The sequence below is a fragment of the Novosphingobium silvae genome (genome assembly GCF_009856825.1).
Taxonomy (GTDB): domain Bacteria; phylum Pseudomonadota; class Alphaproteobacteria; order Sphingomonadales; family Sphingomonadaceae; genus Novosphingobium; species Novosphingobium silvae.
In genome coordinates this window covers 117,864-138,404 of the sequence record NZ_WVTD01000011.1, presented here as the reverse complement: position 1 = coordinate 138,404, position 20,541 = coordinate 117,864, and the positions used below count along the sequence as shown (strand labels likewise).

Below are 20,541 nucleotides of genomic sequence, written 5' to 3'. Positions count from 1 at the left end.
CCTGAATGTATCGACCGCGCAGCGCCGTGACATTGCGTATCCGACTGTTTGCGTATCAAATCGTTGCTGCCGTGCCGCGCCGGTTGACGAGGCCGGGTCCGGGTGGGAGCGCAGATTGCAGCAGGGCGGCGCCGTGTCGCAGGAGCAGGGCGCCAGGAGAGAGGATCAGGAAGTGGCTCGACCTTTCGCGCCGCGCTTCGCGGTCTATGTTGCAATCGTCTTCATGCTCCTGGGCGTGATGCAGCTTGCCGCCAGTCTCGTCTTCTACCAGTCGATCGACCGGCAGACGCTGAGCGAAGACCATGCGCGCCGCGTCGCCGAGATGCTGGTGGTGAGCGACCGCATCCATGCGCTCGATCCGCAGCTGACCGCTCCGACCATGAGCACCCGCCACCTTGCCGCCGCCGTGGCTGACGCGCCCAGCGTGACAGGCCCCGAAACGACCGAGACACTGAAGGCGATCGCCCGGCGCATCGTCGAATGGGAACCCTCGCTCGGCGGGCGCGCGCTGCATCTTGCGGTGCGGCGGGTGAACCACGGCAAGCGCGATCTGGTGGGCTCGATCCGGCTCGGCGACGGGCACTGGCTGAACTTCCGTTCGCGCGACATGAACGCGATGTGGCCGGTGGCCCTGCGTGCCACGGTGCTGACGCTGGCGACCTCGCTTGCCTGCCTCGGCATCGGCCTTGCCGCGTTGCACATCCTGACCCGGCCGCTGCGCCGGATGAGCGATGCCGCCGACGCCATCGGCCAGGGCCGGCAGGTGACCATCCACGAGGGCGGCTCGCCCGACCTTCGCAAGCTGGCACACTCGATGAACGTCATGCAGGAGCGGATTGCCCGCCTGCTGCAGGATCAGGCCCGTTCCTTCGAGGCCATCAGCCACGATCTTCGCACGCCCCTTTCACGCCAGAAAGTGGCTGCCGAACTCATCGACGACCCCGAACTGGGCGAGGTGATCCTTGCCAGCGTGGACGAGATGGAAGCGCTGCTCGCCTCGCTCCAGCGGTTCCTGCGCGCGCAGCACCTCGCCGCCGAGCCCGAGGAGCTGGAGCTTGGCGAACTGGTGCGCGAGGTCCTCGCGACTTATGGCGAGAGGGCGCGCATCTCTGCCCAAGGCCCGGCGTGGGTGCGCACGTTCCGCGAGCCGCTGTCACTGGCGCTGCAGGCGCTGGTCGAGAACGCGATCCAGTTCGGGACCGAGGCCCGCATCTCGATCCGGCACGTGGACGGGCACTGGTGCATCGAAGTGGCCGATTCGGGTCCGGGTATCCCCTCGTGCTACTTCGAAGCGATCCTCGACCCGTTCTTCCGCATCGATGCCGCCCGCGCGCGAGACACCAAGGGGTTCGGGCTCGGCATTCCTACCGCGCATCGCCTGATGATGCGTTTCGATGGCAGACTTTCCTTCGACACGTCTCCTCAAGGGGGCCTTATCGCGCGGCTGAGGGTTCCAGAGCCTGCCGACGGTCATCCCCGCCCGGCCCTGACCTGAGCTTCGCCGCACCGGCGCCCCGCTCGTCCGATCGCCCGATCGCCCGATCGCCCGATCGCGGGGGAACACCCCTGCCCGGCCCGCCGTTGCCTTGCCGACTGCAATTGCACGGGGATCGCCGATGAAGACTGCCCGCTGGATGACGCTGCCGCTGCTCGGCATGCTTACGCTCGTTGCCGCAGGCTGCGGCGGCTCCGAAAGCGAAACGGCACCGCAGGGCGTGGAGGCTACCTCCTCCACCGCTAGCACGCCTCCCGTTTCGCCGCCCTCACCTGCCAGCGCGTCTCCCACCGAGAATGGTTATGCCCCCCTATCGTCTCCCGAGCCCCGGCAGCCGATATCCTGCGCGGCCGACATCGGCGAGGCCGCCGCGCGCCGGCTTGTGGCGCAGTGCCGCGCGGTCTCTCCCGCAACCCGGCCGCCGTGCAATGCCGCCAACTCGTGCGCGATGATCCGCAACGAAGTGGCCCGCGGGTGCGCGCTGTTGGGGCAGGACGCCGCCGACACTCCCGAATGCGAGTTCGCGCCCGCCAGCCGTGAGGCCGCAGCCGACCTTGTCCGGCGGTTCTACGCAGCAGTCAACGCCAGCGATTACGCGGCCGCGTGGTCACTGTGGGGACCGGAAGGCAGCCCAACCCAGACGCTGGACCAGTTCGCCGCTGGCTACCGCCACACCCGGCGGACGCACGTCGAGATCGGCCAGGTGTCCGATATCGAGGGCGCTGCCGGGTCGCTCTATGCCACGGTTCCGGTGACGGTCGACGCCGAGCTGGACGACGGACGCCGCCAGCGCTTCAAGGGCGTCTACACGCTGCGGCAGATCAGCCCCGGCATGGGCCGCTCGCAGGGGTGGCACATCGCGTCGGCCCGGTTGAAAGCGAGCTGATCGCGCGCAGAACTACGTGGTGGCGGGCGCGGTCCGCGTCCGCGCCACGGCTCCCCAGTCCACGTTGCGCGTCGCGTACATGACCCCGGCCAGCGCGGCGAAGAGCAAGACCGAGCCGATCAGCAGCGACCACGCCTCGAGGTTGAGCAGCACGAACAGCAGCGCATAGAGCCCGACCAGCAGCGCGCCGATGAACCGGGCGCGTTTCCAGCTCTTGAGCACGGCGGCGCTGTACGCGGTCAGAAGCCCGATGACCGCCGCGCTCGCCAGCAGGTACGCCAGGGTGAAGCCCACCACCTCGGCGAATGCCAGAAGCAGCGCGAAGAACAGCACCAGCCCGGATCCCGTCAGCAGATACTCCGCCGCAGCCACCCGCGCCCCGCCCACGACGTCGAACAACAGGAAGGCGAGGAAGGTGAAGCCGATGAACAGGAAGCCGTACTTCACCGAGCGGTCGACCTTCTAATAAAGGTTCACCGGCTCGATCAGGTCCACAGTGATGGCGTGGCCCGCAGCGCCGATCACTTCGTCCGCGCCGCCCGCCGCGCCGTTGCCTGCGGAAGAAGCGGGCGTGATGACGGGCTGCTCCACGCGCAAGCTGCCATCGCCCGAAGCGGTCGGCGCGCCGACATCTTCCATCGCCACCGGCGGCTGACCCAGCGCCAGCTTGTCGATCGTGTAGCTGGCGGAGAACCCCGCATCGGAAACCTGCGGTTCGTCCGGCAGGAACGAGCCGGAAAAGCTCGGGTTCACCCAGCTGGATTTGACATCCCATTGGGTATGCCCGCCGCGCGGGACGAGGCTGATGCCTCCGCTGCCGCGCACGTCGAGCGCATAATCGATCCGCAAGCGGCCCTGGCCATCCCAGGGGAGGAAGGCGAAGAAGCCCTGCCCGCCCGAAGCGGCAGGCCCCTTGCCGGGCTGCACCTCCAGCGCCCGCCCGTCCGCCACGATCGTGCCGCCCGCAGTCAGTCCCCGCGCGTCCGACGCGCCCACGCGCACTTCCGCGCGGTCCCACATCAGCCGCTCGCGAGTGACGCCGAAGCGCTCGATGTCGGCGGGCAGCAGGAAAGTCGCCGTGCCCTTGGCAGCCGCGGTGAACAGGACCGACCGATAGATGGACTTGCGACGTTCCTGCGGGTCGATGCGAGTGCTCAGCCTATTCCTGACGGGAGAGATGTAGAGCAGCTTCTCCACCTCCACCACCCGGGTCACGGCCTTGCCGTCCACCGTCTCGTTCTGGACCCGCGTCGTGCGGAACGGCACGACCACGACCGGACCCGACAGCACCTGCGCTCCGCCCCAGCCGGCGTTGATCGCCTCCTGCGCCGTGCGTGACTGGTCCTGGCGATCGTAGACCAGGGCATAGACGAGCAGCAGCGGAACCATGAGAACAAGGGCGACAAGCCCCACGAAGAGCAGCTTGATGCCCGGCGAGCGTTCCCGCCGAGGTGCCTCGTCATGTTCCATGGACCGTCCTTCTCCTCAAAGTCGCCGCCAGCATGCACGACCGCTGGCCGACACGCCACACCCTTTCCGGGCACGCCGATGCGGGCCGCTGCGCTGGCAACGGCCCGCCTGTACTGGATACTCGGCGGTCAGATACCGCCAGCCTCCGCGGTGGCCTCATGCATTTCATGGTTGAGGCTGGAGAGGACCTGCGCCCTCACTTGCGCATTCAGGGCTCGATCGGCCGCTATCGAGGCACGGGCGCTGCGCGCAGCCTCGCGAACGGCTTCGCGGGCAGCCCTGGGCGTACCGGTGCAGATCACCGTGATGCTGTTCGCACCATCGCGGCCGGACCGCATCTCGTGGCGGTGGGCATCGGCGGGGCAGTCCGCGTCGAGCACCATGCGCTGTTCCACCACGCCTCCGCCCGCGCCTTCCCTGCGAACGATGCTGATCGTGCGGCGATTGCCGTCCGCTGAAACGGTCTGTTCCACTCTGGGCGCGCGGGCGAGTGCCGCATCGGCGCGCAGGCGAGCCGCTGCCGCCCGGCGCTGCGCCTCGGAGGCGCGGTCCTGGGCTTCCGCCGCACGCCAGTGAGCCTGTGCCGCACGGTGCTCGGCATCCTGGGCTGCCGCCTGGCTCTCGCGCAGCGCCACGCGCTCCAGTGTCGCGGCAACGCTCGGCGCTGGCGGTGCGGGGGGAGTGGCCGGCTCCGACACGGCGGCGGGCGCAGGCACGGCGGCGGCGGCCGGAGCCTGCCAGGCGTCGTTGTGGGCACTCTCTGGCACGATGCGCGCTTCCGGGCGGGGGAGAGCTTGCGGAACAGCGGGAATCTCGGCCTCAGTGAGTACTTCCGGCGCGGCTGTGGGCGCAGTCGGTTCCGGGGCCTCGGCCTCGTCCAGGGCGGCATAGCTTGCCGTCGCCGTGGCAGGCACGGTGACGATCGCCAGCGCGAACAGGCTGCGCGCAAGCACGCGTCGGGCCGGGCTCACGTCCTTGCGGGCCAGCGACTTCAGGCGGTGGATGATCGGCTTGTCGCCCGAAAGCGGGCCGGCCATCGGTGCCGCAAGCCCTAGCCGCGTGCCGCCCGCCAGCGAGGCGATGAGTTCGCCGTAGCGCGCACGCTCTGCACGGCTGCGCCCTGCCATGACGCGCGCATCGCAGGCTGCTTCCTGGTCCTGCCGAAGAGCGCGCCAGCCTGCCCAGGCGACCGGATTGAACCAGTGAAGCGCGAAAAGCGGCTGCATCGCGATCAGTGCCAGCAGGTCGCCCCCGGCGTGGTGCTCCATCTCGTGAGCGATCGCGAAGTCGGATGTCTCCGAATCCTCATTCGCCAGAAAGCCCCGGGGCAGCGCGATCACCTTGTCACGCACGCCGAAGGCCAGCGGGGCATTGATGGCGGGGCTCTCGACGATGCGCACCGTGCTCGAACGCGCGACGAGGCGGGCACCCTCCAGCAGATCGCGACGCATCCAGCGATAGGTGACGGTCCGCCAGAGGAGGAAGAGCACCGCGCCGCCAAGCCACAGGCTCAGCGCCAGGGTGGTCCATGGCACCTGCTCGATGAAGCCCGGCTCCATCGTCGCCGATCCCGGAAGCGCCCCCGCGGCTTCGAAGGGCGAGAGAGCGGCGGCAGCTTCCACGGTTAGCGGGACCGCGTCCGTGTAGGCTGCCGTCGGCGCTGTCGCGTCGCCGGAGGCAAGTATCCCCAGCGGATCGGGGCCGAGGTCGACCTGCGGGAGCAGCCCGCGCGGCAACGCCAGGGGAGGCAGAACCAGCCGGATCATCGGCAGCGCCCACAAGGCATAGGCCGCGCCCGGCCCGAACCACCGCGCCACAGGCCTGCGGGCGACGAGCACCAGCGCCATCAGCGCGCCGGTGACAAAGAGGGTGTCGGTCAGCCACTCGATCATGACTTGAGCTCCTTCAGAAGGGCTTCGATCTCGACGATGTCATCTTCGGTGAGGGCTTCGCTCTGCGCCAGATGCGCGAAGAGCGGCGCCGCCCGGCCGCCGAACAGGCGGTCCATCAGGCGGCGGCTTTCGGTGCCGACATAGTCGGAACGATCCATGCGGGGAGAATAGAGGAAGCGCTTGCCGTCGGGTTCGGTTTCGACCGCCTGCTTGGCGACCAGCCGCGAAAGCAGGGTCTTGACAGTGGCGAGGCTCCATCCGCGTGGCCCGCAGACTTCCTCGCACACCTCCTGCGCGGTAAGCGGGCTGCGTTGCCACAGCGCCTCCATCACCGCATGTTCGGCGCCCGAGATCTCCGGCGCGCCGCGCCCGGGCTGTGCCGCCTCGTCATTTCCGGAGTCGCCCGCCATGTCACCCTCAACCGTTTACATGCGTAATCGACTACGTCTGTAAACATGAACGGCGAGTGAATGGCGGCGGAAGCGTCAGGCGAGCTTCTTCAGGCTCATCGCCAGCATGATGAGGAACACGCCGCGCACCGTTAGGCTTACCGCAACGATGACGGCCAGAAACGCAAGGCTCGGTGCAGGGCCGGCAAAGACCAGGATGAGGCCCAGGATTACGTCGAGCGCGCCCAGGAACAGGCGCCAGCCGCGATCATGGCGCCCCTTGAGCGCGAAGGATATCTGGAGAATGCCAGAGACGACGAGCCAGACCCCGATCGCCCAGACCAGCGAGAGTGCGCCTGCCACCGGATTGACGATCGCGAAAATGCCCGCGATCAGCGCAAGCACCCCCAGCAACACCTCGGTCCAGCGTGCCCGGCTCGACAGCGCGGTCCAGCCGCTCGCAATGGCGGCCACCCCGTAGACGACCAGAACGACGCCGAGCAGCAGGCCCGTGGCGACACCGGCTACCAACGGATTCACCAGCACCACAAGCGCTACGATCAGAAGCAGGATGCCGTAAGCAAGCACCCAGCCCCACGGATTGCCGGGGGCCTTCCTCATCGAGCGTACGAGCGGATCGTGCTCGACGTGCGGCTCGAGCAGTGGATCGAGTTCGGTGCGTTCCATCGCAAGCTGTCCTTTTCGGCTGGGAGCGTCCTGCCGACAGGAATGCACCGGATGGCGACGGGTTGCGGCGAGCGCCAAACGAAAGGTCCGACAAAAAAAACTTCGCCAAAACGAAAGGGCGGCTCCCTTGCGGGTGCCGCCCTCCTCTGTCTCACGATGCCGAAGCGCTGCGTCTCAGTAGACGCGGGCCTTGGGCTTGATGTATTCGACATCGTCGGTGAGCGTGTACTCGTGGACGGGCCGGTAATCGAGACGGACTTCGCCGCCCTTGCCGCCCCAGCCGTTGAACCACGCCGCCGTGTGCTTCATCCAGTTCTCGTCGTCGCGCTTGGGGAAATCCTCGTGCGCGTGGGCGCCGCGGCTTTCCTTGCGGTTCTGCGCGCCGTGCAGCGTGACGGTCGCCTGCGAGATCAGGTTGTCCAGCTCCATCGTCTCGACAAGGTCGGAATTCCAGATCAGGCCGCGATCGGAGACGTGGATGTCCTGCATGCGCTCGTAGGTACGGGCGAGCTTTTCCTTGCCCTCGACCATGAGCTCGTCGGTGCGGAACACCGCCGCGTGGAGCGACATCGTGCGCTGCATCTCGGTACGCACTTCCGCCGTGGGCGAGCCGCCCTTGGCATTGCGGAAGTGGTCGAGCCGGGTGAGCGCGAGATCCGCCGAGTCCTTGGGCAGTTCGGGCTGCTTGCCTTGCGGCACCAGCAGTTCCTTGAGGCGATGGCCGGTTGCACGGCCGAACACCACGAGGTCGATCAGCGAGTTCGATCCCAGGCGGTTCGCGCCGTGCACCGAGACGCACGCCGCCTCGCCGACCGCGAACAGGCCCGGGACGACAGTCTCGGGATTGCCGTCGGCACCGATGGTCATGACTTCGCCGTGGTAGTTCGTCGGGATGCCGCCCATGTTGTAGTGGACGGTCGGCACCACGGGCAGCGGCTGGCGGGTCAGGTCTACGCCCGCGAAGATCTTGCCGCTTTCGGTGATGCCCGGCAGACGCTCTGCCAGCACCTTGGGATCGATGTGGTCGAGGTGCAGGTAGATATGGTCCTTGTGCGGACCGACGCCGCGGCCTTCGCGGATTTCCATCGCCATCGAGCGCGACACGACGTCGCGGCTGGCAAGGTCCTTCGCGGAAGGCGCGTAGCGTTCCATGAAGCGCTCGCCCTCGGAATTGGTGAGGTAGCCGCCTTCACCGCGCGCACCTTCGGTGATGAGCACGCCCGCGCCGTAGATGCCGGTCGGGTGGAACTGCACGAACTCCATGTCCTGCAGCGGCAGGCCCGCGCGCAGCACCATGCCGCCGCCATCGCCGGTGCAGGTGTGGGCCGATGTGGCAGTGAAGTAGCTGCGCCCGTAGCCGCCGGTTGCGAGCACCACGGCCTGCGAGCGGAAGCGGTGGATCGTGCCGTCATCCATGCACAGCGCGATCACGCCGCGGCACTGGCCGTTCTCCATGATCAGGTCGATCGCGAAGTATTCGATGAAGAAGTCCGCCGCGTACTTCAGCGACTGCTGGTACAGCGCATGCAGCATGGCGTGGCCGGTACGGTCGGCAGCGGCGCAGGTGCGCTGCACCGGCGGGCCTTCGCCCATGTTCTGCATGTGGCCGCCGAAAGGACGCTGGTAGATCGTGCCGTCCGCGTTGCGGCTGAAGGGAACGCCCGCGTGCTCCAGCTCGTAAACGGCCTGCGGCGCTTCGCGCACCATGTACTCGATCGCGTCCTGGTCGCCCAGCCAGTCCGAACCCTTGACGGTGTCGAACATGTGCCAGGTCCAGTGGTCCGGCGAGTTGTTCTGCAGCGAGGCGGCGATGCCGCCCTGCGCCGCGACGGTGTGCGACCGGGTGGGGAAGACCTTGGTGATGCACGCGGTTTTCAGGCCGGCTTCCGCCGCACCCATGGTGGCGCGAAGGCCCGAGCCCCCGGCCCCCACGACGACGGTGTCGTAGACGTGGTCGATGATCTTGTAGGCAGGCGCGGACATTATGCGTGAGCTCCCAGCGCGATGCGGACGATGCAGAACACGGCGAAGGCCGGTCCTGCGAAAGCGACGAGGTTCAGCGCGGCGACCGCCGCGAACTTGTTGGCGTGCTCGTGGACGTAGTCCTCCACGAGGACCTGCAGACCCAGCCGCGCATGCCAGAAGGTCGAGAGGACCAGCAGGATGATGGCGACGGCCGGCACCGGCCGCGCGATCCATTCGGACACGGTGCCGTAGGAAAGGTCAGGCAGCAGCAGGATCGAGACGACCAGGAAAAGCACCGTCAGCAAGTTGCCGATCGCGGTGAAGCGCTGCAGCAGCCAGTGGTGCACGCCGCCCTTTGCCGAGCCGAGGCCGCGCACGCGGCCGATGGAGGTTCCGTTACCCATGTTCCCTTACCTCAGCGAAGCAGCAGGATCGCCCAGAAGGCGATGGTGAGCAGGACGCCCGCGATCGGGCAGACCAGCGCCCACGACTTGTTGGTGTTGAGTTCGTAGCCTGCACCGGTGTCGAGCACGAGGTGACGCAGCCCGCTGCACATGTGGCTGAAGAACGCCCAAGAAATGCCCACCAGCACCAGGTAGCCGATCGGCGTGGTCATCGCCCACTGAAAGGTCGCGTACGACGCGGGCCCTCCGGCGAGAGCACCCAGCCACCACAGCAGCACGCCCAGACCTGCGAAGGCCATGCCGTCGCCGGTGACGCGATGCAGGATCGACACGAACATGTGCGGGCCCCACTTCCAGATCTGGAGGTGCGGCGAAAGCGGACGGTTTTTGGTCCCGGCGTTTGCCATGGCTCTCACGAATCCCTTGCCTGCGGCAGCGCAACAAGCTGCCCTCGACCATGCCCCTTAGACAAAATGCGGGGCGGTGCAAGGTCCGTGGACCGATGTTTGCTCCCCAAGCTGGCCTATCGCACAGGTGGAGTCTAAAGCGGCGGCCATGACTCGCACCTGGAACATCGTCACGATGGCTGCCGCCCTGGCCGCCGCTCCGGTTCTCGCCCCCGCATCTGCCGATGCGTCCGGCCCAGGCGGAGAAAGCGCCGCGGCACACACCCCTGCCCGGCTCGCCAAGGCCTGTGCAGGGCGCGACGGTTGGCTCGATGCCGCGCCGTCCGCGCGCATCTTCGCCAACACCTGGTACGTGGGGACGTGCGGGATCTCGGCCATTCTGGTGACCGGCAAGGAAGGCCATGTCCTCGTCGATGCCGGTATGACGGGCGCGGCGCCAGCAGTGCTGGCGAACATTCGCCGCGCCGGGTTCGAGCCGAGGGACATCCGCTGGATCGTCGCCAGCCACGAGCATCACGACCATGTCGGCGCGCTTGCCGCATTGCAGCGCGCGACAGGCGCGAAAGTCGCCGCGGTCGCCTCGCAGAAAGTCGCGCTGGAAAGCGGCAAGCCTTCGGCCGGGGACCCTCAGTCGAGCGGCCTCGATCCGATCGCGCCCGTACGAGTGGAGCGCGTGTTGGCCGACGGGGATACCGTAAAGGTGGGCAGCCTCGTCCTCACCGCCCACGTCACCCCGGTTCATGCCCCGGGTTCGACGAGCTGGACCTGGCGATCGTGCACGGACAAGGGCGCATGCCTCGCCGTCGCCTACGCCGACAGTTCCTCGACGATCTCCACGGGCTCCTACCGCTTCAGCGACCATCCCGAGCGGATCGCCGGTGTGCGCCAGGGCATCGCCGCGATGAGCGCCCTGCCCTGCGAGATCCTCCTGACGCCTCACCCCGCCGCCAGCGCGATGATGGAGCGTTTCGAAGGCACCAGGCCGCTCGCTGATGCGCAGGCTTGTCGTGCTTATGCAGCGGGCGCGAAAGGCAGGTTCGCCGCCCGCCTTGCCGACGAGCAGGTACGGGAGACATCGCGGTGAGCTGGAAAGTCACGGCCTTCGCCCCGCGCCCTGTCATCGAGGGCGCCCTTGTCGCGCACGAGGATGCGTGGGACTGGGATCCCGGCATCGTCCTCTCCGGACGCGAGATCGCGGAGGACAAGCCGGAGGATTGGCAACTCGAGGCATGGCTCGACCACAAGCCCACCCGCGCGGACAAGGCCGCGATCGCCGCGCTGTTCGAAAGCGACGCCCCAAAACTCAGCGTCGAGGAACTGCCCGAGACGGACTGGCTGGTGGCCAGCCAGGAAGGCCTCGAGCCGATCCGCGCCGGTAGGTTCCACGTCCATACACCGGATCATCCGGCTGCGCAGGAAGCGGGCGTGTTCGACTTCGCCATTCCTGCCAGCCAGGCTTTCGGGACCGGTCAGCACGCAACGACCGCCGGGTGCCTCGCCATGCTCACGCACATGAAAGCGCAGGGCCTCGTCATCCGCAACTGCGCCGATATCGGCACCGGTACCGGCCTTCTCGCCTTCGCCGCACTCTCGTTGTGGCCTCGCACCCTTGCCACGGCCAGCGACATCGACGCGGTGTGCGTGGGGGTGGTGGAGGACAATGCGGCAGCCAATGGCGTGACGATGGGCGCCGGCCGCGGGCAGCTGGTGATGACCGTCGCAGACGGGATGGCGCACCCGGTGCTCGAAGCGCGCGGCCCTTACGACCTGATCCTCGCCAATATCCTGGCAGGGCCGCTGGTCTCGCTCGCTCCGGATTTCGGCAAGTCGCTGGTGCCGGGCGGGCACCTGCTGCTTGCGGGCCTGCTGGAGACGCAGGAGGCAGCGGTGCGCGCCGCCTGCCGCCGTGCGGGGCTGCGCCTAGCCGCTCGGCTGGTCAACGGGGACTGGTCGATCCTCTGGCTGCGCAAGCGTCGCGGCTGACGGGCGCCGCGTTGGGTTCCTCAGGACAGGTATAGCTCCACGCCCTGCACCACGTGGCAGCGCTCGCGCATGGCGGCCTGCGCATCGCGTGAGATCGGCTGGTCGAACGCGAAGCCTACGCGGTCCTTGACCACCCAGCGCACGGTGCCGCGCACGGCCGGGTGGCCATCGAGTGCGAAGCTGAACCGTTGCCCCTGCACCACGCCCACCTGCTCCACGACGAACTGGCAGCCTTCCGCCGAGATGTGCCGTGCAACAGCCGAAGCATAGGCGGAATGCTGATGCCGGGTAACCACTTCCATTCCTTCTCTCTGCATTGCGCAATTGGCGCTTACGGTATTTGACTAGGAAATAATACCCATGAAAGCGGCAATAAACTTTATTGTCCGTTTTTGCACATGGAGCACAAGACTTTAAGTAAAGTTGCGTAAACTTTCCTTAACCATTGCCGGTTGCCTGTCATTAAGGTTTCTACGGGATCATCCCTAGCACAGGGGGTTGGCACCATCGATGGAGGGCCCAACCGATGATTGAAACAGAAACCACACGTCCAAAGGTGGTGACCGGTCCGCTTGGCGAACCGCTGAGCAGGGACACGCTTCCGCCGGCCAACACTTCTCGTTGGGTGGTGCGGCGCAAGGCCGAAGTGGTGGCGGCAGTCAACGGCGGACTGCTGACGATCACGGAAGCGTGCGAACGCTACGACCTGACGCTCGAGGAACTGGCCTCGTGGCAGCGCTCGATTGAGCGCGAGGGGATGGCAGGGCTGCGCGCGACGCGGGTCCAGCACTATCGGCAGGTGCACGAGCGCAAGGGCCGCCTGGCCTGAAACGACGCGGCCGTCCCGGATCGTTTCCGGGACGGCGCGGAGACTTACCCCGCGTCCCGCACGATCTGTGCCCAGGCCGCTTCGTCGATCACTTCGATGCCCAGTTCGGCCGCCTTCTTGAGCTTGGAGCCGGCGCCCGGACCGGCGACGATGAGGTCCGTCTTGGCGGAGACGGAGCCTGCGGCCTTCGCGCCCAGCCGCTCGGCCTGCGCCTTGGCTTCGTCGCGGCTCATCGTCTCCAGCTTGCCGGTGAAGACCACCGTCTTGCCCGCAACCGCGCTGTCCTTCGTCTCGACGACATAGGGCGGCGGCGAAACCTCGCTCAACAGGTCGTCCCAGACGGCGCGGTTGTGCTCCTCGTGGAAGAAGTCGCCCAGCGCCTCGACCACGACCGGCCCGACCCCGTCGATCGACACGAGTTCGGAGTAGGCGTCGGTCGCCGTCTGCCCGGCTTCCTCGCCTTGCCTGACGTGGGCCTGCTCGGCCAGGGCGCGCAGCGCGGGAAGCGTGGCGAAGCGCTTCATGAGGTCTCGCGCGGTCACGGCGCCCACGTGGCGGATGCCCAGCCCGAACAGCAGCCGCGCCGCGTCGGGACTGCGCTTGCTTTCCACAGCCGCCAACAGGTTGTCCACAGACTTGTCCTTCCAGCCCTCGAGCGCGAGGATGTCCGCCCGTCGACGCCGCAGCCTGAAGATGTCCGCCGGACTTTCCAGCCAGCCGTGGGCGAAGAACTCGTCGATGGTCTTCTCGCCAAGCCCCTCAATGTCGAGCGCGGCGCGGCTGACGAAATGCTTGAGGCGCTCGGTGCGCTGGGCTGGGCAGATGAGGCCGCCGGTGCAACGCACGTCCACCTCGCCCTCGGCCGCGACCGCTTCGGAACCGCATTGGGGGCAATGATCGGGGAAGGCGAAGGCGGCGCGCTCCTCCTCGCGGGTGAGGTTATCCACAAGCTGTGGAATAACATCGCCCGCACGCTGGAGCACCACGCGGTCGCCGGGCCTGACGCCCAGCCGCGCGATCTCGTCGCGGTTGTGCAAGGTAACGTTGGTGACGGTCACGCCGCCCACCAGAACCGGCTTCAACCGCCCGACCGGCGTCAGCTTGCCGGTGCGGCCGACCTGAATGTCGATTGTTTCAAGCACGGTTTCGGCCCGCTCCGCCGGGAACTTGTGCGCCAGCCCCCAGCGCGGCGCCTTCGCCACAAAGCCCAGGCGCTGCTGCCAGTCGAGCCGGTCCACCTTGTAGACCACACCGTCGATCTCGAAAGGCAGCGCGGCGCGCCCCTCGCGAATGGCATTGTAGGCGCCGAGCATCTCCTCGAGCGAATGGCACAGGCGGAACTGCGGGGAGACGGGCAGCCCCCAGCTTTCGATGCGGCGGATCACATCGTGCTGCGTGGCACCGGGAATGCTGCGCGGATCGGGGCTCGCCGCGCCCCAGCCGTGCGCCCAGAAGCGCAGCGGGCGTCTGGCGGTGACCGAAGCGTCCTTCTGGCGCAGCGAGCCGGCGGCCGCATTGCGCGGATTGGCGAACTGGCGGACTTTCGTATCCTCGAAAGCCTCGCCCTTCGCTTCGGCGGCAGCGCGCGCCTCGTCCATGAGCTGGGCGTTGAGCGCGAGGAAGGCGGCCTTCTCCATATAGACTTCGCCGCGCACCTCGAACACCTCGGGGATGTCTTCGCCCTGCAGTTCCTGAACGATGTCCGCGATATGGGCGACGTTGGCGGTCACGTCCTCGCCCACCTGCCCGTCGCCCCGGGTGGCAGCGCGTACCAGCCGGCCCTTTTCGTAGCGTAGCGAGCACGACAGGCCGTCGATCTTGTCCTCGGCCGTCAACGCGATCGGCTCGTCCGGGGCAAGCGAAAGGAAGCGCCGCACGCGCGCCACGAACTCGCCCACTTCCTCGTCGGTGAAGGCATTGTCGAGGCTCATCATGCGAACCTCGTGCGCGACCTTCCCGAGCGGCGAGCCGGCAACTTCATGGCCGACCTTGTTGGTGGGACTGTCAGGCCGGACCAGATGCGGGAAAGCGGCTTCGAGCGCGGCATTGCGGCGTACAAGCGCGTCGTATTCCGCGTCGGTGATCTCCGGCGCGTCCTCGGCATGGTAGAGGCGGTTCGCGCGGTTGATCTGGCGCGCAAGGCGCATCAGTTCGTTCGCGGCTTCGGCTTCGTTCGGCAGGGAATCAGCGGTCATGCGCCGAGCTATGCAACGTTGCGCCAGCCGTCACCACCCCAAAGGCCCTCTTCAACGCCGGGAAGGCGTCACCTCAGGCGCGCACCAAAAGCCTGTCCGCCTGCGCCCTCGCCTCGTCGGTGACTTCGGCGCCGGAGAGCATGCGGGCGATCTCCTCCTTGCGCTCGGCGTCGCTCAGCGGCGTCACCGAAGTGCGGGTCACCGTGCCTTCGCTGGACTTGGCGATCATGTAGTGCCGGTCCCCGCGCGCCGCGACCTGGGGCGAGTGCGTGACGGCCAGCAGCTGCCCGTTCGAGGCGAGCCGGGCGAGACGTTCGCCGATGGCGTCCGCCACCGCGCCGCCCACGCCCCGGTCGATCTCGTCGAAGATCACCGTCGCCGCTCCGCCTTCTTCCGCGAGCGCGACTTTCAGCGCGAGGATGAAGCGCGACAGTTCGCCGCCGCTGGCGATCTTGGCGAGCGGGGCGAAATCCGCGCCCGGATTGGTGCTGATGAGAAATTCCACAGCGTCCATGCCCTGCGCCCCCCAGCGCTCTTCCGGCAGGCGCATGACCGAGGTCTGGAAGCGGGCGGCGTCGAGCTTGAGCGGCGCGAGTTCGGCCGCGACCGCGGCGTCGAGCCGCCTGGCGGCAGCGCGCCGCAGGTCATGCAGCGCCTCGGCCTTTTCGCGGTAGAGAAGCGCGGCTTTCTGCGCCGTCTGCTCAAGCACCGCGATGTGCCCCGACCCGCCCTCGATCGCATCGAGCGCGGCCCGCATCTCTGCCATTTTGGCGGGGAGATCGTCGACCTGGCACGACTGCTTGCGAGCGGCAGCCCGCAAGTCGAACAGGCGCGTCTCTATGCGGTCGAGCTCCGCCGGATCGAACGCCAGGGCCTGTGCCGCCCGGTCGAGCGCGTCTTCCGCCTCGCTTGCCTCGATGACGGCGCGGTCCAGCGCGGCCAGGGCTTCGGCGAGCAGTTCGTGCTCCCCCGCGATCCGGTCGAGCCGGCGCGAGGCGGCGCGCAGCGAAGCCAGCGCCGAATCGGAGCCAGTCCACAAGTGCTGCAGCGCCGACAGGTCGTCCGCCAGCTTTTCACCCTTCTGCATGTCGGCACGGGCGGAGGCGAGTTCGTCTTCCTCCCCCGTCTGAGGCGCCAGCAGCGTCAGTTCGGACAAGTGCGCCTCGATCAGTTCCTGATCCTCGGCCGCGCGTGCCACCTGCTCGCGCGCGGCGTCCAGCGCGTCGCGCGCGGTGCGCCAGTCCCGCCAGGCAGCCTCCACGCCCGCCACCTCGCCGCCCGCGAAGCGGTCCAGCAGGGCGCGGTGGCCACGCGCGTTGACAAGCCCGCGATCGTCGTGCTGGCCATGGATCTCGACGAGCGCAGGCGCGATTTCGCGCAGGAGCGCGACGCCCACGGGCTGGTCGTTGAGGAACGCCTTCGAGCCGCCGTCCGCCCGAAGCTGGCGCTTCAGGATCAGCGGCTCGCCCGGTTCAAGCTCGATCCCGGCGTCCTCGATCACCGAGAGAACCTGCGCCGGCAGAGCGGCGAAGTCGAAGCTGGCGGTGACCCCTGCCCGCGCTTCCCCGGCGCGCACAAGGCCGCTGTCCGCGCGATTGCCAAGCACCAGGCCCAGCGCATCCAGCAGGATCGACTTGCCCGCGCCCGTCTCGCCCGTGAGGACACCGAGACCGCGTGCGAAATCCAGATCGAGAGCCTCGATCAGGACAATGTTGCGAATGGAGAGCCGGCTCAACATGTTCGCCAAGCGTTCTAGCCGATGGCGAACCGCCCGTCACCTGCGTTTCGCATGGCGTGCACCCTTGGCAGTGCTTCAGTCGATCCCGATCAGGTTGACCGCGAAGATCACCCACACCGCGACAAAGATCGCGATGAGCAGGAACGCCTCGGGCGGCCAGACCCGGCGGTCGGCGCATCGGGCGCTGACTTCGGGATCGGGTGCGAAATCATGCTTCATGTCCATCGGAAACGAAATCAACCCCCACGCCATCACGGCTGGACAGCGGCATTCCACCGATATCCTTCCACCTTATTTATCTTGGGTGGTAAACAGGAGGCTAACCTCGAATTTAGATTTCGCGAAATTACCGAATTTTCATTCAGATCGCTTCGGCCGATCCCGTCCACCATCCGCAGGGAAGCGGCCCGGCGATCGCAGGCCGGGCCCGGAAGAGCGGCTCAGAAGTTGGACTTGACGGTGAAACCCCAGGTCCGGGGATCGCCAGGCAGGCCTGCGATCAGGCCCGTGTTGCCGGGGCCGACCATGAGCTGCTCGAAGTAATTCTCATCGAATGCGTTGCGGACCCAGCAATAGATGTCGAACCCGGCATCGGTGCGGAAGCCGGCACGGAAGTTGTGGAGGCTGTACCCGTCGATCCAAGTGTAGGCCGAGGCGGAAGGGTTCGACGAGAAGTTCGAGCGGACCGAGCCGTCGTAACCCAGGTAGACCTCGCCTTCCTTGCCCAGCAGCGTGAACGGGGCGTTGGCCTCGGCCCCGAACGAGAACGACCATTCGGAAATGCCGGGAAGGCGCTGGCCGGACACGTCGCAGTTGGCCGGGCTGATGCCGCCCGGCGTGCCGGGCGCGCTGGGGGACTGGCCCGCCCCGGCGGTGGTGCCGCCCGAAAGCTCCGGCGGGCATGGCGCGTCGACGAACCGGCGATAGGTCGCGTCGGTGTAGGCGCCGTTGACGTAGGCGTTGAAGCGCTCGCTCGGACGGATCGAGAAGTCGGCTTCCACGCCCTGCGAGCGCACTGCCCCGGCATTGGCCAGATAGCCGCGCAGGACGCCGAACTGGCCGTTGTTGACGTTGGCCTGGTAGTTCCTGATGTCGGTGCGGAAGATCGAGAGGTTGAAGGTTGCGCGGCGATCCCAGAACTGGGTCTTCAGGCCCGCTTCGTAATGGTCCACGTCCTCCGGCTTCACCGTGGCGGCGGCAAGGATCGGGTTGTTCTGCGCGTCGGTTGGCACGCCGTTCTGGTTGATGCCGCCCGACTTGAAGGACTTCGCGTAAGTCGCATAGGCGAGTACGTCCGGCGCGATCCTGTAGCTCACGGTGAAGTCGTAGCTGAAGTTCCAGTCGCTGAAGCGCGGCGAGATTTCCTGCGGCGTGAAGATCGCCAGCTGCGCGGTCTTGCGCGCGTTGGTGGTCCCGTCGAGCAGGATCTCGTTGCCCGCGCCGTCGAAGACGCGGCGCTGGTAGTAGCCGTCCTTCTTGTCGTAGTTCAGGCGCACGCCCGGCTGCAGCGTCAACTCCGGAGTGACATGCCAGCTGAGCTGGCCGTAGAGCGCCGCGCTGGTGTTCTTGAGGTACTGCGAATTGTACGCGACGAGGCCGTCGAGCACGCTGGGATCGGTCGAAAGGGGATTGGAAGGCGCGATGTTCCAACGGCTGGATGCGGCGCCGTGCTGCTCGGTGCCCTGCGTGTCGATCCGCTGGTAGAAGCCGAAGGCGCCCACCACGAAGTCGATCGCGTCGCTGCTGTAGTTGTAGCGCAGTTCCTGCGTGTACTGGTCCTGCTGCGAAGGGTTCTGCGACAGCGCGACGATCGGCAATCCGGTGAAGTCACGGTCGTTCGAGGGATCCCAGTCCCAGAAGCGCCAGGCGGTGATCGAGGTCAGCGTGCCTTCCCCAAAGTCCCACTTCACCCGCAGCGAGGCGCCGCCGATCTTGTTCTCGGCCTTGAGCGGAGTGTCGAGATCGGTGCGGCGGTCGAACGGGTTGCGGCTGACCGGCTGGTAGCCCAGCGCATCGGCCAGAGCCTCGAACTGGCGGTTGAGCGCGCGCTGCGTCAGGCCCGTGCGGACATAGACCGAGCCGCAGCAGTTCGCGTCCTGCGAGCTGAAGTCCCCCGCCAGCGTGATGTCCAGCGTATCGGTCGGGCGCCAGAGCAGCTGGCCACGGATGCCGAGGTTGTCCTGGCTCTGGATCCACTGGTTGCTGGTGACGTTGTAGATCGTGCCGCGCCGGTCCGTGGCGGACACCGCGAGGCGCGCCGCCAGCGTGTCGCTCAGCGGACCGGAGATCGCCGCCTTGGCCTGCTTGAAGTTGTAGTTGCCGATCGAAACCTCGGCCTTGCCTTCGAAATCGAAGGTCGGCTGGTTGGTGGTGATGTTGATCGCGCCGGCCGTGGTGTTCTTGCCATAGAGCGTGCCCTGCGGGCCGCGCAGCACTTCCACCTGCGCCACGTCGAGGAAGTCGAACGTGGCAGAGGCCACGCGCGAGTTGTAGACGTCGTCGACGTAGATGCCCACGCCCTGCTCGATACCGTCGTTGGTAAGGCCGAACGGCACGCCGAGCCCGCGAATGTTCACGGCCGTGTTGCGCGGGTTCGACGAATAGAACTGCAGGGTCGGCGTCAGCTGCTGGAGGCGGCCGACGTTGAACGAACCGGTTGAATCGATGTGCTCGCCCCCGACGACCGAAATCGCGAGCGGCACCTCCTGGCTCGATTCGATGCGGCGGCGGGCTGTGACGACGATGTCGCCGCCCCGGTCATGCGCGCCGGTGCCCACCGATGTCGTCGAGGACTGCTCCTCGCCCGCGGGAGCCGCCTCCTCCGCCTGGGCAGCCGAGGCGCAGCCGACAGCCGAGGCAAGCATCGTGGTGGCAAGAAGAGTACGGCGGACGAACGAGTGCATTGCTTCAAGTCCTCATGTCGGATGCGATGCACCCGGCCCCGGCGTGCACCTGCTGATGGACCTGCCCCCTGGCAGGATTGAACCGGGCGCACGAAAGCCATCGCGGAACCGCGATCGACAAAGCGCCGGAGATGATAGAGAGAAAGGGAGGACCGGAGAAATCCGGCGTGGTGCCTGCCGAAGCTATGCTTCGCTCGTCCTCATGCGGTGTCCTCCTGAGTTTCGTTGCCCTTGTTGAGCATTCGTAATCTCAACTGCATTGGTGGACAATAGACTTTGGCTATCAGGCGGCAAAGCGAAACTCTTATGCGGCAGATGGCATCGCCGGAGCGAATGCGCGCGAGGCGCAGATACGAAAACGGCCCGACCGCATTGCGGTCGAGCCGTCGATCTCATGCGTGCCGAAGCGACGAGGCGGCAAGCCGCGCTTGCGTCAGGCGGCGACGTTCTCGGGCGCGTGGCGGTTCATCAGCTTGTAGGCGCGGTCGTACCACTCGCTACCGGGATAGTTCTGCTCGAGCACGGCCGCCGCCTTCTGCGCCTCTTCCGGGACGCCGAGCGACAGATAACCCTCGACCAGGCGGAACAGCGCCTCGGGCGTGTGGCTGGTGGTCTGGAAATTGTCGACCACGTTGCGGAACCGCAGCGTGGCGGCGAGCCACTTGCCGCTGCGTTCATACGAGCGGCCGATGGTCATCTCCTTGCCGGCAAGGTGATCGTTCACAAGGTCGATCTTGAGCTTGGCATCGGAGGCATAAGGCGTGCCGGGATAGCGGCGCATCACGTCGGTCAGCGCCTGCTTGGCCTGCTCGGTCGTGCGCTGGTCGCGCGTGACATCGCTGATCTGCTCGTAGTAGCAGATGGCGATCAGGTAGTAGGCGTAAGGCGCGTCCTTGTTGCCCGGGTGGATCGAGAGGAAGCGCTGCGCGGACTGGATCGCCTTGTTGTAGTCGCGCGCGGCGTAATAGCTGAACGCGCTCATCAGCTGGGCGCGGCGGGCCCAGGGCGAATAGGGATGCTGGCGCTCCACCTCGTCGAACAGCGCGGCGGCCTGGCGGGTACGCCCGGTCTCGAGGCGCTGCTGCGCGGCGGCATAGAGCGTGTCAACGTCGCGCGCGACATAGGCGGTGTCGCGGTTCTTGCCCCCGCGCCCTCCGCATCCGGCAGTCAGCACGATCGCGCCGGTGGCGGCGACAAGGAGGGCGGTCTTCAGGCGCGAGCGTTCGAACATGGGTGGGTCTATAGCCAGCGCTTTGCTGAACGCCAAGTGAAGTTGCGCGGCAAGCCCGAGCCTTTCC

The 20,541-nt window shown here is 67.3% G+C and carries 18 protein-coding genes and 1 pseudogene; 5 read left to right on the top strand and 14 right to left on the bottom strand.

Translation table 11 applies throughout. The features are described from left to right. Positions 1-172: 172 nt before the first annotated feature. Together GR702_RS14845 and GR702_RS14840 are read left to right on the top strand one after the other, a co-directional pair. Positions 173-1,495, top strand: coding sequence for an ATP-binding protein (locus tag GR702_RS14845; RefSeq protein ID WP_160986670.1), 1,323 nt, complete (start codon positions 173-175; stop codon positions 1,493-1,495). Positions 1,496-1,616: 121 nt separating this feature from the next. Beyond that, entirely contained in the window at positions 1,617-2,381 is a 765-nt protein-coding gene (locus tag GR702_RS14840; protein ID WP_237449724.1) for a Cif family virulence factor, read from the top strand. 12 nt (positions 2,382-2,393) lie between these two features. Here the strand turns inward: GR702_RS14840 and GR702_RS22345 are convergent. From GR702_RS22345 to sdhC, 8 genes and pseudogenes are all read right to left on the bottom strand, one after another. Beyond that, positions 2,394-2,831: pseudogene (locus GR702_RS22345) on the bottom strand (inner membrane CreD family protein); the annotation flags it as partial. Positions 2,832-2,843: 12 nt separating this feature from the next. After that, entirely contained in the window at positions 2,844-3,851 is a 1,008-nt protein-coding gene (locus GR702_RS14835) for an inner membrane CreD family protein (protein ID WP_237449723.1), read from the bottom strand. Positions 3,852-3,979: 128 nt separating this feature from the next. Continuing rightward, positions 3,980-5,743 (bottom strand): M56 family metallopeptidase, encoded by a 1,764-nt coding sequence (locus GR702_RS22575; protein ID WP_160986669.1) that lies wholly within the window; start codon positions 5,741-5,743, stop codon positions 3,980-3,982. Beyond that, positions 5,740-6,153, bottom strand: coding sequence for a BlaI/MecI/CopY family transcriptional regulator (locus GR702_RS14825; RefSeq protein WP_160986668.1), 414 nt, complete (start codon positions 6,151-6,153; stop codon positions 5,740-5,742). Before GR702_RS14825 ends, GR702_RS22575 begins: the two co-directional genes overlap by 4 nt. Positions 6,154-6,228: 75 nt before the next feature. Next, positions 6,229-6,819 carry an HdeD family acid-resistance protein gene (locus tag GR702_RS14820; protein WP_160986667.1) on the bottom strand — a complete coding sequence of 197 codons (591 nt, stop codon included), beginning with the start codon at positions 6,817-6,819 and terminating at the stop codon, positions 6,229-6,231. A 174-nt stretch (positions 6,820-6,993) separates the two neighbouring features. Next, positions 6,994-8,802 (bottom strand): succinate dehydrogenase flavoprotein subunit, encoded by a 1,809-nt coding sequence (sdhA, locus tag GR702_RS14815; protein ID WP_160986666.1) that lies wholly within the window; start codon positions 8,800-8,802, stop codon positions 6,994-6,996. Beyond that, positions 8,802-9,188 carry a succinate dehydrogenase, hydrophobic membrane anchor protein gene (gene sdhD / locus GR702_RS14810; RefSeq protein WP_160986665.1) on the bottom strand — a complete coding sequence of 129 codons (387 nt, stop codon included), beginning with the start codon at positions 9,186-9,188 and terminating at the stop codon, positions 8,802-8,804. Before sdhD ends, sdhA begins: the two co-directional genes overlap by 1 nt. 11 nt (positions 9,189-9,199) lie before the next feature. Beyond that, a complete protein-coding gene (gene sdhC / locus GR702_RS14805) occupies positions 9,200-9,595 on the bottom strand; it encodes a succinate dehydrogenase, cytochrome b556 subunit (protein ID WP_160986664.1) in 396 nt (131 codons plus the stop codon). Between the two features lie 148 nt (positions 9,596-9,743). Between sdhC and bla the strand changes: the two genes are divergently transcribed. Both bla and GR702_RS14795 read left to right on the top strand, forming a co-directional pair. Beyond that, positions 9,744-10,679, top strand: coding sequence for a subclass B3 metallo-beta-lactamase (gene bla, locus GR702_RS14800; protein ID WP_160986663.1), 936 nt, complete (start codon positions 9,744-9,746; stop codon positions 10,677-10,679). After that, positions 10,676-11,578: a 50S ribosomal protein L11 methyltransferase gene (locus GR702_RS14795; RefSeq protein ID WP_160986662.1), complete on the top strand. Its 903-nt coding sequence runs from the start codon at positions 10,676-10,678 to the stop codon at positions 11,576-11,578. The genes bla and GR702_RS14795 overlap by 4 nt, the downstream gene beginning before the upstream one ends. A gap of 20 nt (positions 11,579-11,598) precedes the next feature. Here GR702_RS14795 and GR702_RS14790 read toward each other — a convergent pair whose 3' ends face one another. After that, complete coding sequence (locus GR702_RS14790; RefSeq protein ID WP_202408286.1) at positions 11,599-11,880, bottom strand: PilZ domain-containing protein; 282 nt, start codon at positions 11,878-11,880, stop codon at positions 11,599-11,601. A 224-nt stretch (positions 11,881-12,104) separates the two neighbouring features. On the opposite strand from GR702_RS14790, the gene sciP reads away from it, so the two are divergent. After that, entirely contained in the window at positions 12,105-12,407 is a 303-nt protein-coding gene (gene sciP / locus GR702_RS14785; RefSeq protein WP_160986661.1) for a CtrA inhibitor SciP, read from the top strand. A gap of 44 nt (positions 12,408-12,451) precedes the next feature. Here the strand turns inward: sciP and ligA are convergent, their stop codons facing one another. The 5 genes from ligA to GR702_RS14760 form a co-directional block, all read right to left on the bottom strand. Beyond that, on the bottom strand, positions 12,452-14,602 hold the full coding sequence (gene ligA, locus GR702_RS14780) for an NAD-dependent DNA ligase LigA (RefSeq protein ID WP_160986660.1): 2,151 nt from the start codon (positions 14,600-14,602) through the stop codon (positions 12,452-12,454). A gap of 73 nt (positions 14,603-14,675) precedes the next feature. After that, complete coding sequence (gene recN, locus GR702_RS14775) at positions 14,676-16,340, bottom strand: DNA repair protein RecN (protein ID WP_160986659.1); 1,665 nt, start codon at positions 16,338-16,340, stop codon at positions 14,676-14,678. A 75-nt stretch (positions 16,341-16,415) separates the two neighbouring features. Then, on the bottom strand, positions 16,416-16,559 hold the full coding sequence (locus GR702_RS14770; RefSeq protein ID WP_160986658.1) for a hypothetical protein: 144 nt from the start codon (positions 16,557-16,559) through the stop codon (positions 16,416-16,418). Between the two features lie 221 nt (positions 16,560-16,780). Next, positions 16,781-19,243: a TonB-dependent receptor gene (locus GR702_RS14765; protein WP_160986657.1), complete on the bottom strand. Its 2,463-nt coding sequence runs from the start codon at positions 19,241-19,243 to the stop codon at positions 16,781-16,783. 433 nt (positions 19,244-19,676) lie between these two features. Further along, entirely contained in the window at positions 19,677-20,474 is a 798-nt protein-coding gene (locus GR702_RS14760; RefSeq protein ID WP_160986656.1) for an outer membrane protein assembly factor BamD, read from the bottom strand. Positions 20,475-20,541: the final 67 nt, after the last annotated feature.